Source organism: Acinetobacter sp. MB5 (assembly GCF_003261585.1).
Taxonomy (GTDB): Bacteria; Pseudomonadota; Gammaproteobacteria; order Pseudomonadales; family Moraxellaceae; genus Acinetobacter.
In genome coordinates this window covers 1-16,321 of sequence record NZ_POVU01000005.1, presented here as the reverse complement: position 1 = coordinate 16,321, position 16,321 = coordinate 1, and the positions used below count along the sequence as shown (strand labels likewise).

The following is a 16,321-nucleotide window of genomic DNA, read 5'->3' as shown; positions in this document are numbered from 1 at the left end:
CACTCTAAATTCAGGAAATCTGCACTTGTAATTCAACTTTAGGATTTAGAAATGTTAATCCCTTTTTTAAATTTTCATACATTTCTGGATCTGACCATTCTGCTTGAACTTGTTCAGAAAACACGATTTGATCTAAAGCAAGCACTCCCATCTGCGTATTTTCAATATCTTCAAGAAAGCTTTGCGCGTAACCCGTGTCTGTTTCATGCACAATCACAGAATAGACTTCAACATCCCCTTCACCATTTTGGGTTTGTGTAGACTTAAGTACTTGCTGTGCTAAATAAAAGAAAATTCTTGAAAATTGCTCGGCCGATGGGGAAACAGGCAAGCTAATCCAGCGTGCACTGAAATTTTGGCATGCCTGAATATAGTCAGCACTGTCTTGATTCCAAAAGCAGATTGCGTGATCAAAACTGTCAAATAGCTCTTTAATGACACCTTTAAGCAAGCCAAAATCATAGACCATTTGCCCATGATCTAGCTTCGATGCTTTAAGCAACAACTCAACCTTGTAACTATGACCATGAATTGAGCGTTTACAACGATCCGAGGTGCAATTTCTTACAATATGAGCATTCTCAAACTTAAATAACTTACGAATTAACATGAGGCTAATGAATAACTATGAATTTTAAATACGACATTGGATTATAGAACAAAAGTCGAATATTGAGGAATAATTTTCATCCCGAGTTGCATTTTCTCACAAATCAGTTTTGCATATGTGCCATATGCAACTTAGGCATCGCAAGTGCCTGATCGATATAAGCAATACGCAAACTATCTCGGGAACCTAAATAACGTTGATAAAAGCTAGAATTCAACAACATAGCTGCACCGTGTGTAAGTGACCATATTCCAGCCATATAATCACGAACTGTCATCTGACTCTGAATAGATTCAAGATAATGTTCGGTGATCTGAATAATAATACGCAGTCGTTGACGACGAATCTGATATAGCTGGCTGAAAAGCTGCTGAACTCCAGTCCCTGTCATCGACAGTTTTTCCTCAATACTATGAAATAAAACTGTGCGCTCAGAATGATGTAAATGATGCAGCATAAAAAATGCAAGATGTTCAGCAAAATTCTTACTCGAGTCTTGCAACATTTCCAATAACATTTGCTCATTTTGGATAATCAGCAACATGTAAAGCTCATCTTTACTTTGAAAGTGCTTATACAATGTCCCTTTTGCCAGATCCAATTCTGAAGCAAGCGCATCTAGCGTCATCCCTGCTTCACCATTTTCTAATAATAACTGTTCAGCAACTTGAAATATCAAATGTTCTCTTGCTTTAAATTGTGCCTGACGATCCATCTTCATTTACAGCATTTTCCCTTTCATACATTATTTTAAGTTAAGGAGATTTTCAAAATTCCGACTCGTTATTTCACCTATTTTTTCAGCAGTCGAACCGTAAACATCTGCCAATGCCTGAGCAACAAATGGAACATATTTAGGCTCATTGCTTTTACCACGATATGGTACAGGTGCTAAATATGGACTATCTGTTTCTATCAACAAACGATCTAAAGGAACATGTCGTGCAACATCTCTCAAGTCTTGTGCATTTTTAAATGAAACAATCCCCGAAAAAGAAATGTAATAACCACAATCCAATACAGCTTTTGCAGTTTCTAAATCTTCAGTAAAACAGTGCAAAATACCATGTGTTGACTGCTCAGCCCGAATAATATCGATTGTGTCATGTTTGGCAGAGCGAGTATGAACCACCACTGGCTTCTTCATTATTTTAGACGCTTCAATATGCCGTGCAAAACAGGCTTTTTGTTCTACAACAAAGTCTGTACTGTGATAATAATCCAGTCCTGTTTCACCAAATGCCCAGACTTTACTGTCCTGTGCAAGCTCAACTAAACGCTCTACCGTAGCCATCTGCATTACGGTTTCATCCTCACAGGGATGTACGCCAACTGTATAGCCAACATCGGCATGTTTATGCGCAATTTCTGCTAATGCAATATGATCTTCCAGTGCTACCGATATTCCCATGAATTTTGTAACACCAGCATGACGTGCTTGTTCTAAAGCCTGATCTAGATCACCTGAATATGGCGTTAAATCAAGCATAGTCAAATGGCAGTGAGTATCGGTAAACACATAAGCTCCAGTTTAAATCGTATAAGTTGGGTGATTGAGTGACAAACTACCTGCAAGAAGTTTTTCAGCTTCGCCTTTATAGTAAATGCCTTTATCACCCGTAAGTTGAATTGCGAAACCTTGAGGTTTAGCCGCGGTCTGACGATAATTAATCCAAATCACTTTACCAGTTAATGGAATTTTCTGACTTTGTTCAGGTAATGTTGCCAGTACAAAAACCTCTTGACCCAGTCGAACTGACTGCTGTGAAGGAATAAATAAGCCACCACCATCAATAAATGGCATATAACTCGCTTGCAACATTGCACGATCAGTAATATTGGCTTGGATGATCCCGCCCATACGAGGTTGTAACATTATTCTTCCCCTTTATTGACTAGTACAAACATTCATCAGCAATACAAACATTTGATCGATGACTAAATTAGTTTGCACATTTTGTTCAATCTTTCTTTTACTTTGCTGCAATTCTGCATAAATCTGAAACAAGGTTTCTAGATCATAGAAATCATTTAATTGTGTGAAATCTAAATCTATATTTTTTACAGGTTGCTTCAGTTTGACACAAATTAAATCTGACAACAAATATTCAAGCAAGTATTGTAATTCAGCAAAATTCAGCTCTTTTGACCATTTTGTCGCATAACGGATTGGCGTATTCTTTTGTTGCACTAAACTTAGCCAATCTTGCATAAATTCCTGTCTGCGGCTGATCCACGCCTGCTCTCGCAAAGTCATCGCCTGGAGTGGCATACCATTTGCCAGATTTAAAAATAATTGAATCTTTTCAGCATCGAGTTCAGCAGCTTGCTGCTGTAGATATTGGCTAGCTTGATCCTGTTCTATTCGGTCTAGCGCATAGCGTTGTAGACGACTCCGAATCGTTGCGGGCAACTTTAAAAAGTGCTCAGCAACTAAAATAATCACCACACGCTCCCCAGGTTCTTCAAGGGTCTTTAGCAAAGCATTCGCCGAAGCAATATTTAAAGCTTCCGCAGGTTGGATAACAACAACACGCCACCCATCAACCGTTTGCTGTACGAATGGCAATAATTCACGAATCTTCTCAATCTTAATTTGAGCATTGGCTTTTTTATTGTCTTCGTCAGTACTTATCGCAACATAATTTGGATGCGTATCTGATTTTAGCCACTGGCAGCTACCACACTGCCCACAGGCACCTTCAGCTTGTTTATTCTGACACAAAAGCCAAGCAACAAAATGTTCAACAAACGCATGCTTTCCGCAACCTTGCTTGCCATAAAACAATAAACCATGACCGATATCAGGAAAACGCTGTGTAAGCATGTTCCAAACGGTTTGCTGCCATGGGTATATCGTGCTGTTGGCAAGTTCAGTTTGCGAATATAAATTTTGCATCATTGAAATATTGAAACATCCAGAGCATTTAAACGATCAAGATCTTCTTGCGTATCCACACCTGGAGGTAAATTGGCTTCAGCAACAGCTATCGCAATTCGACGACCATTTTCTAAAACACGAAGTTGTTCCAGACTTTCTAAACGTTCAAGTTGCCCCATATCCCAAGTTACATATTCTTGAAGCAAAGCCACACGATAAGCATATAAGCCCAAATGACGATATGCAGAATTATGTAAATGTTCAGACTGGTGTTTTACCGCATCACGATCATAAGGAATGGTTGCACGGCTAAAATACAGAGCCTCATTAAATTTAGACATTACAACCTTAACAATACTGTCACGGCGAAACTCATCTAATGTATAAATCGGCTCACATAATGTAGACATTGAACATTGTGGCTGATCAATCAATAGTTGTGCAACCTGTTTAACTAATTGAGCAGGAAGTAAGGGTTCATCACCTTGAACATTGACAATAATATCTTGTGAATCCCAGCCTTTAATCTTTGCAACTTCACTCAATCGGTCGGTACCAGATGGATGATCTGCGGATGTAATGACAACATCAACACCTTCTGCACGACACAGATCAGCAATACGCTGATCATCTGTTGCCACACACAAATCATCAAATCCATCTACTTTCTTGGCTTGATCTACCACACGTAAAATCATTGCACGGCCATGGATTTCCAAAAGGGGTTTACCTGGTAAACGTGAACTTGCAAATCGAGCAGGAATAACAATGTGTTTCATAATCAAACCTTTGTAAGATGAATATTTAATTGCTGTAATTGATCTTGTAATATGCTATAGCAAGCAGAAGATAACACAGCTTCAACGGGCAATACCCAAATTTCACGTTGGATATTCGCTGCATTGTTTTGCAATAAATTTTTAATTTTTACCGCATCTTTCTCAGTCGTAATAATCGGAAATTGATCATCAAACTGTAAATCACTCAGCAGATATGCATAATGATCAGCAAATTCATGACACTCAAAATTGCTGATACCAACACTTTTTAGGCTGTCATAAAAGCGTTTTGGATACCCAATTCCAACGACAGCATGATACTTCTGCGTTAAATCAAATGATTTAGTCTGATCAGCATCACCATTCAACAAATAAGGCTGACCTACCTGCAAATGCATATGTGTTTTAGAGGTTGGTTTCGCAGAATGCTCTATCACGGTCGCATTTTGCAAGCGACTAACTGGTTCGCGCAAATAACCTTCTGGTAGAAGTTGTTGATTGCCCAGACCACGATTATTGTCTAAAACAATCCACTCTAACTGGCGAGCTAAAGCCCAGTGCTGTAAACCATCATCACTGATAATCAAATCCAATTGATAATGCTGCAATAATAGTTCAATCACCTGTTGACGATTTGATCCAACCGCCATCGGGACTTGTGTATTTTGCACAATCAGACAAGGCTCATCCCCCACTATTTCAGCAGATGAATCTGGTAAAACCAATGTGGGAAAAGGCCCTTGACCACCATAGCCTCGACTAATGACACCTACACGTACCTGATGCTGTTGTAAATGCTTAACGAGTTGGATGAGTAATGGTGTTTTCCCACTCCCACCCACAGTAATATTACCAATCACAAGAACAGGTACAGGTGCCTGATATACTTTCTTTAGACCTGATCTATACAGTTGCTTATTCAACTGAAAACCGAAACCATATAGACAGGATAATGGACGCAATAGCACCAACCATCGAGCTTGTTTATTCCAAGCATCTTGAATATGTTGTGCCAAACCCATTATTAATCCTCAAAATTACGTTGATGTAATTGGAAATATGCTCCGTGTTTCATAAGCAACTCAGCATGTGTTCCTTGCTCCAGAATACGACCTTTATCCATCACCACGATTAAGTCTGCATTTTCAATTGTCGATAGTCGGTGAGCAATCACAATCGTTGTGCGTGCTTGCATCGCCTGTTCAAAAGCTTTTTGAATAAAATATTCAGACTCATTATCGAGTGCACTAGTTGCTTCATCGAGAATTAAAACTGGCGCATTCTTCAAAATTGCACGCGCAATTGCTAGACGCTGACGTTGACCACCCGACAAAGTTAGGCCTTGTGCACCCAAAACAGTGTCATAACCTTGTGGCAACTGCATAATAAAGTCATGTGCATAAGCTGCTTTGGCTGCCGCAATCACATCTTCTTCACTAGCACCTTGTAACTGCCCATAAGCAATATTGTCACGCACAGTGCGATCAAACAGTACAACTTGCTGATTTACCATTGCAATTTGGCTACGTAAGCAATTTAGTTCAATATCCTGAATTTTCAATTCATCTAGTAGAATATTTCCAGACTGTATCTGTTGAAAACGTACTAATAAATTGACCAGTGATGTTTTTCCAGCGCCAGATCTACCAACCAATGCAACGGTCTGACCTGCTTTAATGTTCAAATTAAAATCATGAATTGCATGTGAACCATCAGGGTAAACCAAATTAACCTGCTCAAAACGAACATCACCTTTAAGCTGTGGTTTTTGTGTCCCTGTATTTTCTTCTTCATGCATATCCAGCAATTCAAAGACCGAATATGCAGCCGCCAAACCACGCTGTAACTTCTCATTCACTGTTGTTAGATTTTTAATTGGCTTGCTTAACATCCCTGCTGCCGTAATAAATGCAACAAATTGAGCAGCTGAAGTATCACCTAAAATCTCAGGGCGCAATGCAATCCACATGATAATTGCCATCGCAATTGACATGATGAATTGGACTGTTGGCGTATTTAAAACATTAACAATATGAAGTTTCAGGCCACGTTTTAAGTTTTCTGTTGAACGATCAAATAGACGCTTTTCTTCTAATTCTTGTGCACAAAAACCTTTAACCACAGACTGACCCAAGATTGATTCTTGTACCACATGATTTACATCACCCATGGTATTTTGTACTTGTGTTGACAGCTTACGCATGCGCTTCGCTGCTTTACGTACAACAAAACCAATAATTGGTGCAAACACCAAAATAATGATGGACAGCTTCCAGTTTTGGTAAAAAAGATAACCCAATAAACCAATGACAGTCAGACCTTCTTTGAGCAAGATTTGCACTGACTCAGAAGAAGCTGCCGTAACCTGTTCAATGTTATACAGGATTTTTGAGGTAATATGCCCGCTTGAATTTTTCAGGTAATAGTTCGAAGGTAAACGCAATAACTTACCAAAAACTTGTTGGCGCATCCGAAATACTAAATGACGTGAAATGACTGCCGAGTAGTAATCACCCAGAAATGAACCAATACCACGTACAAAAATTAGCAAGACCACTAAAAATGGGAAAAGCGACGTTTGATGTGTATTATGCGTTTGAATTGCATTAATCACAAACTCAAGGAGTTTAGCAATCGATACTTCCGTACTGGCGCTTAATGCAAAACCAATAAGAACCAGTAATGCATACCAACCATAAGGCTTTAAATAGGTCAGCAGACGCAAATAAACTTTAATGTCTTGATTCACTCATAACCTCGAGTAGGTGCTTTGGTACTAATATTAATATTGACAAAACCGAGTTGCCCTGCAACATCCATAACACGAACAACATCTTGATGCGTAGATTTCGCATCAGCAGCAATTACAAACATTAGATCATGCCGTCCATCTGCTGCCTGTTTAACCGCAGTAGATAAGTCAGCTGTATCCTGTCCAGAAATTGCTTGTCCATTAACAGAGTAATGTCCGCTCGAGTCTACCATGACTTCAATTTTATGATCGTACTGTTTAGGTGGAACACCTTGTGCATCTGGTAGCGTTAAATTAATGCGACTCTGCTGATAAAAGGTAGTCGAAAGCAATAAAAACACCAGAATAAATAACAAACAGTCGATCATTGGTGTCAAGTTGATATGAATCTCCTCAACACGAGAAGCTCTTCTGAATTTCATGCGACATCCTTTGTTCTATCATAATCATGTGCCGATTTTTGACGTTGATAGAATAATTTTGCATGAAATAGTGTTGCCTGCTGCTCTAATTCAGCAACATATTCTTGTACCAGTCGCTGAAAATAGCGATAAGCAATTAAAGCTGGAATTGCAACAACCATCCCCATGGCTGTTGCAATCAATGCCTTAGAAATTCCAGGAATCATCAATGTTGGGCTGACATTAGAGCCAACATCAATCACTAAGAATGATTCAATAATTCCAATCACCGTACCCAACAAACCCAGTAAAGGTGAAACCGCACTGATTGTTCCAAGGAAATTAATATTTTTTTCTAAATAATGAATTTCCTGAGAAGCAGCGGCTTCCATTTGCGCACGGGCAAACTGATCATTTTCCTGTTTTGCACTCAGACCCGCAAAAAGTACTTGCCCCAAAGCCGATTGAGTTAACTTTGAATCTTGCTGCAAAAGCTGTGCTATCTGCTGTACCTCTGTTTTTGCAGTCACAGTTAAGTCATGTGGAATCACCGAAGCATGGCGCAGACGAATAAAGCGCTCAATACTGATTGCTACTGTAAAGATTGAGCACAATACAAGTGGCAGCATTAACCAACCGCCAGCTTTAAAGAGTTCCCACATGTTTTACTACCCCGAAAAAATCTTAATTACTTGCTAAACAGATGTTTAGAATTCCATCTAATTCATCTAAAGAATGATAGTGAATGACCAATTTACCTTTACCATGCTGAGTGTGATCAATCTGCACATTTGCATTGAAGCGTTCAGACAGTTTTTGAGTCAATTGCTCTAGATCTGGCGATGGTTCAGGCTTTACCTTCTCACTTTTCGGTAAATTAAATTCGCGTACCAATTGCTCGGTTTGCCGTACAGACAAGCTTTTTTCAATCACAATATCCGCGATGCGTTCTTGATCTTTTGCTTTTAAAGTCAAAATGGCACGTGCATGCCCCATGTCTAAAATACCCGTTTGCATAAGCTCTTTGACAGGCTCTGCCAATGTCAATAAACGAAGTAAATTACTAATCGTAGTACGTGCTTTACCAACGGTATCTGCGATTTCCTGATGACTTAAACCAAATTCATCATGAAAGCGTTGTAATGCCATGGCTTGATCAATAGGATTCAGGTCTTGACGCTGAATGTTTTCAATTAATGCCAGTGCGATCGCAACCTGATCATTTAACTCACGCACAATCGCAGGAATTTCAGTTAAACCTGCCAATTGTGCAGCACGCCAGCGACGTTCACCTGCAATAATTTCATATGGATAACGCTCATCGTCTACAGGACGAATCACGATTGGCTGCATCACGCCATGTTTTTCAATTGAAGCTGCCAACTCCTGCAAAGCTTCTTCATTCATAAAACGACGTGGCTGGTACTCACCACGTTTTAGTAAATTGACATCAATATTTTTAAATTGACCATGATCATGCGCTTGTTGTTCAATTTTCAGTTTTTCTTTTTGAATCGAACCGAGCAAAGCGTCTAAACCGCGCCCTTTCGCCAATCCGCGTTTTCTTACGCTCATGCTGATTGTCCTTTTTTCACTTTAGTTTTTTTCACTAATTCTGTTGCCATTTTCAAATAAGCAACAGCACCTTTAGAACTTTTTTCAAAGAAAATGACAGGTAGCCCGTGTGCTGGTGCTTCAGCTAAGCGGATATTTCGTGGAATAACCGTATCATACAGTTTCGATCCAAAATACTGTTCAAGTTCAGAAGCAACATCTCGAGTCAAAGCATTACGTGGATCATACATTGTCCGTAATACACCAACAATTTGAAGTTGCGGGTTTAGTGCTTGCTGAATACGATCAATCGTTTGAGTTAAGTCAGCCAAACCCTCCAAAGCATAGTATTCACATTGCATTGGAATAACCACACCTTGTACAGCTGCTAAAGCATTCACCGTAATCAAACTCAGACTTGGCGCACAATCCACAATGATAAAATCAAAAGATTTTTCAACTTGCTGTAATGCATCACGTAAAATATATTCACGTTTTTTCTGCTCGGCAATTGCCAGCTCGACCCCTGAAAGATCACGGTTAGCGCCTAAAAGTTTATAGCCAACTTCAGTTTTACTAATTGCTGTTTCGATTGGAACTTCACCCAGTAACACATCAGTTACGGTATACAGCAAATCATTTTTTTGCACCCCAGAACCCATGGTCGCATTGCCTTGTGGGTCCATATCGACCAGTAAAACGCGTTTTTTGAGCACAGCCAATGATGCAGCCAAATTTACCGCGGTTGTTGTTTTACCGACCCCACCTTTCTGGTTTGCAATTGCAATAATCTGAGCCATGTTAAAAACCCCAATCCCTTAATTTTTCTGCAAAATAATCAAATGACGTTGTTCGTCTAAACGCGGTACTTTTAGTTCAATAATTTGAGTTTTAAATTCTTTTGAATATTCAGCCACTTCTTCACTTGGAATTAAACCTTTCATGGCACAAATATAGCTACCCGTATGCATATACGGTTTTGATGCTTCAATAAAGTCAGTCAGTGAAGCAAATGCGCGGCTGGTAATCACATCAAATGTTCCGAGCTCGCGAATGCTGTCCTCATTTTCCACGCGAGTTTGCACTGCTGTCACATTTGGCAATTTTAAATCGGCAATAAATTGCTTTAAAAAACGAATTTTTTTGCCATTTGAATCTAGCAGTACACATTCACGCTCAGGTTGACATAAAGCAATGATCATGCCTGGCATGCCACCACCTGTCCCAATATCCAGTAAGCGACCTTCTGGTAAAGCAGATAAAATGCTCAAACTATCAAGCAAATGTTTCACTAGCATTTCCTTTGGATCACGAATAGCAGTCAAGTTATACGCCTTGTTCCAAAGTACCAATGCATCTTGATATTTCAATAATAGATTCAAAGCATTTTCATTTAGGTCTAATCCTAATGCCTTACTGCCTTGTTTTAATTCCTGAAAAAAAAGATGCATGTCGAAACTCGTCCGTTAAAGTTAGGTGAAGTATACTGATTTATCTGCTTAAGCAAAGAGCAGGATGCTTAGTGAATACTCATTTAAGCATATTGTCCCTGACGGATTTGTCGATCAAGATCCGATAAACGCTCGGGTGTGCCTACATCGACCCATGCTGCGGCTAACTTGCTTGCTGATATAAGTCCTTGTTGCATCGCCTGTTTTAACAACGGTGCCAGCGGTCTTTTCCCATCTTCCAAACCTGCAAACATTTGTGGTGCAACCACAGCAATACCACTATAAGTTAAGGCTTCACCCTGCTGATTTTGCTCAAAAGTATACGCTTTTTGCGCATGCAGGACAAAATCCCCATGAGGATGCTGAACTGGATTCTCAACCAACATCAAATGTGCCAGATCCCCCCCCAACTCCACATTGAGCAAAGGTGCAAAATCATAATTTGTCCAGACATCACCATTCACTAAAATAAATGGCTTTTCACCTAACAATGGCAAAGCACGAATAATACCACCTGCCGTTTCTAGCCCCTCACCTTCATTTGACCAATGAATGGTGACGCCAAACTGTTCGCCTGTACCTAAAGTAGCAATCAGCTTCTCTGCCAACCATGCGGTATTGATGACAATATCAGTGACCCCAATTTTTTGAAGTTTTTCAATATGCCACACGATTAAAGGTTTGTCGGCGACTTCAAGCAATGGCTTTGGGGTATGCAAAGTCAAAGGGCGCATCCGATTCCCTAAACCTGCAGCTAAAATCATGGCTTTCATGCAGATACTTCCTGATACTGACCGTATTTTTCAGCAAAACTTGGCATTACACGTTGTTGAATAAACGTAATGAACTCAGTCAATTCTGGATAAGCTTGGCTTTCAGTCAACACATACCACATCACTCGTGGCAAATCTTTCAAATAACCTGACTTACCATCACGCTCAAATAGACGCACAAAGATGCCTAAAATTTTAATATGGCGCTGTAAAGCCATAAAGTCAGCATCACGTTTAAACTGTTCAAGACTACGATTTTGTTTAGCCGTTTCTGGAAGCAAATGATAAAACTGCTCAAACCACTGATAAACACGCTCAGGCGACCACTGCACATATGCATCACGGGTAATTGAGATCAGATCATAAGTATCCGCACCAATCACGGCATCCTGAAAATCAATCACACCTAGATCTGTTTCACCCTGTAACTGCATCAAATTACGACTATGAAAATCACGATGTACAATGACTTGCGGTTGACTTAGTGCAGCATTTGCCAACAGATCAAATGTCTGCTCAACTAAAGTCTGTTCAGCTTCAGATAACTGAACATTCAGTGCTGGGAACATCCAGTCAGTCAACAAGCGCATTTCCGTCATTAATTTATCGTAGGAATATGCGGGTAATTGTTGTGTACCATCAATTGTTTGAAGCTGAATTAACTGTTTAAAGCTTTGTAAATAATAATGATCAACTGTGTCAGTATTTAACAAAGTCGATAACAACACATCACCAAAGTCTTCAAGCAATAAAAAGCCTGTATCTAAGTCTTTTGCAACGATATGTGGAACACGAACCTGATGCTGATCTAAAAATTCATCAATGCAAACAAAAGGAGCACAATCTTCTTTTTCAGGAGGTGCATCCATGAGCATAAATGATTTATGATCTAAGGTAACGCGTGCATAACGACGGAAGCTCGCATCGCCTGCTAAATAACTGATTTCAAATCGATCCGAACGAAGGACAGTCGTTAACCATGTTTCTATCAATTGTTCACGTTGTGTATTCATTTGCAAAATAATCTAATACAGGCTGAATTTTTAAAGTCCTAAGTGTAGCCACTTATAGACTTTTTCTCTATGATGCGACAATAATTAATTGCAAAAAAGCATACTTGGTTAAAGAGACACATGAAGCAACAGTTTAGATTTAATCCCTTAGCAACTGCTATTTTGACACTCTTGTGTGGCGGTTCGTTACAATCAAGCTATGCTGCATCTTCAGATGCTGTATCTTCTGTGGACAATCAACAGCTCAAGCAGCAGCTTAATGAAAGCTATCCTGGGCAGAATTTTTTCCAACAATACTATGTCAGCAAGGATAGCCCTGAAGCAAAAGAGCGCGCACCAAACGCTCAATTTTCACCTTATTGCCAAGGCGTTTGGGTCACACCAATTCAGCCAAACACCAAAGCACCTGACCCCAATAACACAACAACAAACATCACGGCTGATTATGGTTTCTATAACCCGAACGGTGACTCTGAATTAAAGGGTAACGTGGTTATTGACCAAGAAGGTCGCCAAGTTCATGCAGAAAACGTGACGATCGATAAAACTCAAACAATCGCGCATGCTCAAGGTAACGTACAACTTGCTCAAAATGGTTTGGTCTCTCAAAGTCAAAAAGTTGATTACAATCTAAAAGAACAAACTGGTAATTTAAGTGATAGTTACTTTATTGCAGAACAAACCCATGCACACGGCCACGCTGCGAGCATTGAACGCCAGTCTGCCTCTACAATCATTTTAGACAATGCTAGCTATACTGCATGTGCACCAAGTAAATCACCTGACTGGCACATTAAAGCGAAAAAAATCGAACTCAATCAGGCAACAGGTCGCGGAACAACTCGTGATGCAACCCTCTATGTTAAAAATGTACCGATTGCATATCTACCTTACTATAATTTCCCAATTGATGACCGTAGAACCACAGGTTTACTGACACCATCCTTTGGCTGGACGAGTAGTGAAGGTTTTCAAATCTCCCTACCTGTCTACCTAAATCTTGCACCAAACTATGATATGACCTTAACACCACGTTATTTAGGTACACATGGTGCAATGATTGAAGGTGAGTTTAACTATAAAACTGCGAATTTTGGTGAAGGAACTATTTCTGGTGGTTACCTGCCAAATGACCCTGATTACAACCACAAAGATCGTAAATCACTCCATATCACACATGACTGGGCAATCAATCAGTACCTGACTGCCAATTTGGATTACAATTATTTATCTGATATCGACTATATTGACGATATTAAAAATGACCCAAATATATCCACAGATTTAAACCAAAAACGACTTGCACAATTAACCTTTGCAAATGCAATTCCTGGTCTAGATGCCAGCCTAAAAGTTGAGACTTATCAAACACTCGATAAAACAATTTCAGATGCAGACAAACCATATTCACGTTTGCCTCAATTCTTACTGAACTACACCACACAAAATCCTTTAGGTTGGCAATTTGAGTATCATAATGATACTGCTTATTTCCAAAAAGATATCAATGATGGTAGTGCTTTAGCTGAAAGTGGAACGCGTCTATATAATTCGGCTGCATTACGTTACAACTACCGTACGCCTTGGGCTTTTGTCATTCCTGAGGCCTCTGTACGTAGCCTAAATTATTTTTACGATCAGAATTCACAAGCTCAAAATCCAGGCGGATCACAAAACAAAACAGTTGTTGTGCCTCAATTTACCTTAGATACCGGTCTTAATTTCGAAAAAGAGGGTAAATACCTACAAACACTAACGCCACGCCTATTTTATGCGTATGCACCATATAAAAATCAGACAGGCTATCCAAACTTTGACACGACAACTGCATCTGTCAGCTATGACCAACTGTTTAGTCCATATCGTTTTTATGGAAATGACCGTTTAGACGATAATAACTTTATGTCATTGGGTATTAGTTATAGTTTATTTGATGAACAAGGTTTAGAGCGTTTAAAAGCAGCTGTAGGGAAAAGTTTCTATTTCTCAGATCGAAAAGTGACTTTAGATGATAGCGATACGATTCAAACAGATAGACAATCTGATCCCGTTTTATCTTTATCTAGTCAACTTGCTAATAACTTTACTATTGCGTCCAACATCGCATGGGATAACAGTGCAATTTCCCAAGCAAACTTCCAATCTTATTACACAACAAAACAAGGTACGATTTATAACTTAGGCTATTATAAACGCAAGGAAGTTAATAATACCCAATTGACTTATGATCAAGTTGTTGCATCTTTCATACAACCTGTTAAAGACAACTGGCGTATCATTGGCCACGTTCAATATGACATTGACCACAGTTTAGCTCGTGAAATTTTATTAGGGGTCAATTATGAGTCATGCTGCTGGGCAGTCTCCGTATATGGTCGTTCATATTACAATGATCTCGATGATGTCACGCAACCAGGCGTAAAGCGTAAAAATGCAATTATGGCAGAATTTACATTGAAAGGGCTTGGAGCCTTTAACAACAGACTTGCTTCCCTACTTGAACAGCGTATTGTCGGCTTTAACAAATCTAACCAATCTTGGACACAATCTGAATGAAGAAACAACAACTAACCCATTTCTTTAAAGCAACAGCGCTCGCTCTTCTGATTTCAAGCTCAGTTCCAGCTTTCGCAGCAACAAGCGATGAAGTTGTGGCTATTGTTGATAATAGCGCGATTTTACGTAGTGACTTAGACCAAATGACTGCAGAATTAACGCGTCAATTACAAGCACAAAAACAAACCTTACCTCCACAACAAGTTTTACAGCAACAGGCATTGGAGCAAATTATTTTGCGTCAAGCTCAGCTAGAACTTGTAAAGCGTTATGGTATTAAGCCTAATGAAGCTGCTTTAAATGCAGCCGTGCTTAAGTATGCTCAACAAAATGGTGTAAATAGTCTAGAAGACTTCCAAAAACGTTTAGATGCACAAGCTCCAGGAACTTACGAAATGGTTCGTAGTCGTATTGGTCAGGAGCTCGCTATCAACCAATTGCGCCAGCAACAAGTAATGTCTCGAATTAAAATTAGCAACCAAGATGTTGATAATTTTTTAAAAACACCACAAGGTCAAGCTGCAATTGGTAGCCAAGCTCATATCTTGCATGTCCGTATTTCAGCAACAAATAATAAAAATGATATGCTTAGTCTACGTGCTGCCGCTGATCAAGTAAAACAAGATCTTGCACAAAGTAATGACATTCAGGCAATTAGCAAGAAAGATTCCACAGCTGAAGTCAAAGTGGTTGGCGTAGATATGGGATATCGCAATTTGTCTGATATTCCTGCCGAACTTGCTGCGCGTGTTAGCAACTTGCAATCAGGACAAACCAGCGAGCTTATCCCTGCACAAGACGGTGTTCATATTCTAAAATTGCTTGATCGTAAGGCAAGTGATCAAAAAGCGATTGTAACGCAATACCATGTTCGCCACATTTTGATTCAAACATCTGAAGTTTTAAATCAAGACCAAGCTAAACAAAAAATTGACAGTATTTATAAGCGTTTAAAAGCAGGTGAAGATTTCAAAACACTCGCTTCTGTCTATTCGAATGATCCAGGTTCAGCAGCGAATGGCGGTGATTTAGGCTGGGTTAACCTTGGTATGATGGTACCTGCTTTCGAAGACAAGATGAAATCAACTCCTGTCGGTCAAATCAGTGAACCATTCCAAACACAATATGGTTGGCATATATTACAAGTTCTTGATACTCGTCAACAAGATATGACGAAAGAATATCAAGAACGTTTGGCACGCCAGTATTTGGGTGAACAACAATTCAATACTGAACTAGATGGTTGGTTACGTGAAATTCGTGCAAATGCTTATGTCGATATTAAAGACCCAAGCCTAGACAAAAAAAATAATAAATAGAAGCAATTAAAAAATACCGACACCTTTGTCGGTATTTTTATGTCTTAAAATAAAAAACCAGCCCTTTGGCTGGTTTTTTATATTTATTGCAAATTAACGATTGTTGCTGTCGTCGTCTTGCGTATCGTCAAATTTTGCATCGTTATCAAAGCCTGTAGATTGACCACCGAAGCCACCTTGACCACCGAAGCCACCTTGACCACCGAAGCCACCTTGACCACCGAAGCCACCT

General features: G+C 39.5%; 17 protein-coding genes and 1 pseudogene. 2 read left to right on the top strand and 16 right to left on the bottom strand.

Going from position 1 to position 16,321, the window contains the following annotated elements; all coding sequences use genetic code 11:
* Window positions 1–10 precede the first annotated feature (10 nt).
* The 15 genes from C1A47_RS07905 to C1A47_RS07835 form a co-directional block, all read right to left on the bottom strand.
* A complete protein-coding gene (locus tag C1A47_RS07905) occupies window positions 11–610 on the bottom strand; it encodes a 6-pyruvoyl trahydropterin synthase family protein (protein WP_111894138.1) in 600 nt (199 codons plus the stop codon).
* 103 nt (window positions 611–713) lie between these two features.
* Window positions 714–1,325 carry a TetR/AcrR family transcriptional regulator gene (locus tag C1A47_RS07900; RefSeq protein ID WP_111894136.1) on the bottom strand — a complete coding sequence of 204 codons (612 nt, stop codon included), beginning with the start codon at window positions 1,323–1,325 and terminating at the stop codon, window positions 714–716.
* Between the two features lie 30 nt (window positions 1,326–1,355).
* A complete protein-coding gene (locus C1A47_RS07895) occupies window positions 1,356–2,129 on the bottom strand; it encodes a TatD family hydrolase (RefSeq protein WP_111894134.1) in 774 nt (257 codons plus the stop codon).
* A gap of 12 nt (window positions 2,130–2,141) precedes the next feature.
* Window positions 2,142–2,486: a PilZ domain-containing protein gene (locus C1A47_RS07890; protein ID WP_111894132.1), complete on the bottom strand. Its 345-nt coding sequence runs from the start codon at window positions 2,484–2,486 to the stop codon at window positions 2,142–2,144.
* A 12-nt stretch (window positions 2,487–2,498) separates the two neighbouring features.
* On the bottom strand, window positions 2,499–3,512 hold the full coding sequence (locus C1A47_RS07885; protein WP_111894130.1) for a DNA polymerase III subunit delta': 1,014 nt from the start codon (window positions 3,510–3,512) through the stop codon (window positions 2,499–2,501).
* Window positions 3,509–4,270 carry a 3-deoxy-manno-octulosonate cytidylyltransferase gene (gene kdsB, locus C1A47_RS07880; RefSeq protein WP_111894128.1) on the bottom strand — a complete coding sequence of 254 codons (762 nt, stop codon included), beginning with the start codon at window positions 4,268–4,270 and terminating at the stop codon, window positions 3,509–3,511. Before kdsB ends, C1A47_RS07885 begins: the two co-directional genes overlap by 4 nt.
* A 2-nt stretch (window positions 4,271–4,272) precedes the next feature.
* Window positions 4,273–5,292: a tetraacyldisaccharide 4'-kinase gene (gene lpxK / locus C1A47_RS07875; RefSeq protein WP_111894126.1), complete on the bottom strand. Its 1,020-nt coding sequence runs from the start codon at window positions 5,290–5,292 to the stop codon at window positions 4,273–4,275.
* A gap of 2 nt (window positions 5,293–5,294) precedes the next feature.
* Window positions 5,295–7,019 (bottom strand): lipid A export permease/ATP-binding protein MsbA, encoded by a 1,725-nt coding sequence (gene msbA / locus C1A47_RS07870; RefSeq protein WP_111894124.1) that lies wholly within the window; start codon window positions 7,017–7,019, stop codon window positions 5,295–5,297.
* Window positions 7,016–7,444, bottom strand: coding sequence for an ExbD/TolR family protein (locus tag C1A47_RS07865; protein ID WP_111894122.1), 429 nt, complete (start codon window positions 7,442–7,444; stop codon window positions 7,016–7,018). Before C1A47_RS07865 ends, msbA begins: the two co-directional genes overlap by 4 nt.
* Complete coding sequence (locus C1A47_RS07860; RefSeq protein ID WP_111894120.1) at window positions 7,441–8,085, bottom strand: MotA/TolQ/ExbB proton channel family protein; 645 nt, start codon at window positions 8,083–8,085, stop codon at window positions 7,441–7,443. The genes C1A47_RS07865 and C1A47_RS07860 overlap by 4 nt, the downstream gene beginning before the upstream one ends.
* 22 nt (window positions 8,086–8,107) lie before the next feature.
* Window positions 8,108–8,998, bottom strand: a complete 891-nt coding sequence (locus C1A47_RS07855) for a ParB/RepB/Spo0J family partition protein (RefSeq protein WP_111894118.1) — start codon at window positions 8,996–8,998, stop codon at window positions 8,108–8,110.
* Window positions 8,995–9,777, bottom strand: a complete 783-nt coding sequence (locus C1A47_RS07850) for a ParA family protein (protein WP_111894116.1) — start codon at window positions 9,775–9,777, stop codon at window positions 8,995–8,997. The genes C1A47_RS07855 and C1A47_RS07850 overlap by 4 nt, the downstream gene beginning before the upstream one ends.
* Before the next feature lie 18 nt (window positions 9,778–9,795).
* Window positions 9,796–10,428: a 16S rRNA (guanine(527)-N(7))-methyltransferase RsmG gene (rsmG, locus tag C1A47_RS07845; RefSeq protein WP_111894114.1), complete on the bottom strand. Its 633-nt coding sequence runs from the start codon at window positions 10,426–10,428 to the stop codon at window positions 9,796–9,798.
* An 83-nt stretch (window positions 10,429–10,511) separates the two neighbouring features.
* Window positions 10,512–11,201 carry an N-acetylmuramate alpha-1-phosphate uridylyltransferase MurU gene (murU, locus tag C1A47_RS07840; protein ID WP_111894112.1) on the bottom strand — a complete coding sequence of 230 codons (690 nt, stop codon included), beginning with the start codon at window positions 11,199–11,201 and terminating at the stop codon, window positions 10,512–10,514.
* Complete coding sequence (locus C1A47_RS07835; protein ID WP_111894110.1) at window positions 11,198–12,214, bottom strand: aminoglycoside phosphotransferase family protein; 1,017 nt, start codon at window positions 12,212–12,214, stop codon at window positions 11,198–11,200. The genes murU and C1A47_RS07835 overlap by 4 nt, the downstream gene beginning before the upstream one ends.
* Before the next feature lie 120 nt (window positions 12,215–12,334).
* Between C1A47_RS07835 and lptD the strand changes: the two genes are divergently transcribed.
* The gene (gene lptD / locus C1A47_RS07830) at window positions 12,335–14,770 is read left to right on the top strand and encodes an LPS assembly protein LptD (protein ID WP_111894108.1); all 2,436 of its coding nucleotides are present in this window, start codon (window positions 12,335–12,337) and stop codon (window positions 14,768–14,770) included.
* Entirely contained in the window at window positions 14,767–16,089 is a 1,323-nt protein-coding gene (locus tag C1A47_RS07825) for a peptidylprolyl isomerase (protein ID WP_111894106.1), read from the top strand. Before lptD ends, C1A47_RS07825 begins: the two co-directional genes overlap by 4 nt.
* Before the next feature lie 93 nt (window positions 16,090–16,182).
* On the opposite strand, the pseudogene C1A47_RS07820 reads toward C1A47_RS07825, so the two are convergent.
* A pseudogene (locus tag C1A47_RS07820) lies at window positions 16,183–16,321 on the bottom strand (RNA chaperone Hfq); the annotation flags it as partial.

Coding starts and splice junctions, on each gene's coding strand:
- C1A47_RS07905 (WP_111894138.1), bottom strand. CDS start 610: ATGTTAATTCGTAAGTTATTTAAGTTTGAGAATGCTCATATTGTAAGA.
- C1A47_RS07900 (WP_111894136.1), bottom strand. CDS start 1,325: ATGGATCGTCAGGCACAATTTAAAGCAAGAGAACATTTGATATTTCAA.
- C1A47_RS07890 (WP_111894132.1), bottom strand. CDS start 2,486: ATGTTACAACCTCGTATGGGCGGGATCATCCAAGCCAATATTACTGAT.
- C1A47_RS07885 (WP_111894130.1), bottom strand. CDS start 3,512: ATGATGCAAAATTTATATTCGCAAACTGAACTTGCCAACAGCACGATA.
- kdsB (WP_111894128.1), bottom strand. CDS start 4,270: ATGAAACACATTGTTATTCCTGCTCGATTTGCAAGTTCACGTTTACCA.
- lpxK (WP_111894126.1), bottom strand. CDS start 5,292: ATGGGTTTGGCACAACATATTCAAGATGCTTGGAATAAACAAGCTCGA.
- C1A47_RS07865 (WP_111894122.1), bottom strand. CDS start 7,444: ATGAAATTCAGAAGAGCTTCTCGTGTTGAGGAGATTCATATCAACTTG.
- C1A47_RS07860 (WP_111894120.1), bottom strand. CDS start 8,085: ATGTGGGAACTCTTTAAAGCTGGCGGTTGGTTAATGCTGCCACTTGTA.
- C1A47_RS07855 (WP_111894118.1), bottom strand. CDS start 8,998: ATGAGCGTAAGAAAACGCGGATTGGCGAAAGGGCGCGGTTTAGACGCT.
- C1A47_RS07850 (WP_111894116.1), bottom strand. CDS start 9,777: ATGGCTCAGATTATTGCAATTGCAAACCAGAAAGGTGGGGTCGGTAAA.
- rsmG (WP_111894114.1), bottom strand. CDS start 10,428: ATGCATCTTTTTTTTCAGGAATTAAAACAAGGCAGTAAGGCATTAGGA.
- murU (WP_111894112.1), bottom strand. CDS start 11,201: ATGAAAGCCATGATTTTAGCTGCAGGTTTAGGGAATCGGATGCGCCCT.
- C1A47_RS07835 (WP_111894110.1), bottom strand. CDS start 12,214: ATGAATACACAACGTGAACAATTGATAGAAACATGGTTAACGACTGTC.
- lptD (WP_111894108.1), top strand. CDS start 12,335: ATGAAGCAACAGTTTAGATTTAATCCCTTAGCAACTGCTATTTTGACA.
- C1A47_RS07825 (WP_111894106.1), top strand. CDS start 14,767: ATGAAGAAACAACAACTAACCCATTTCTTTAAAGCAACAGCGCTCGCT.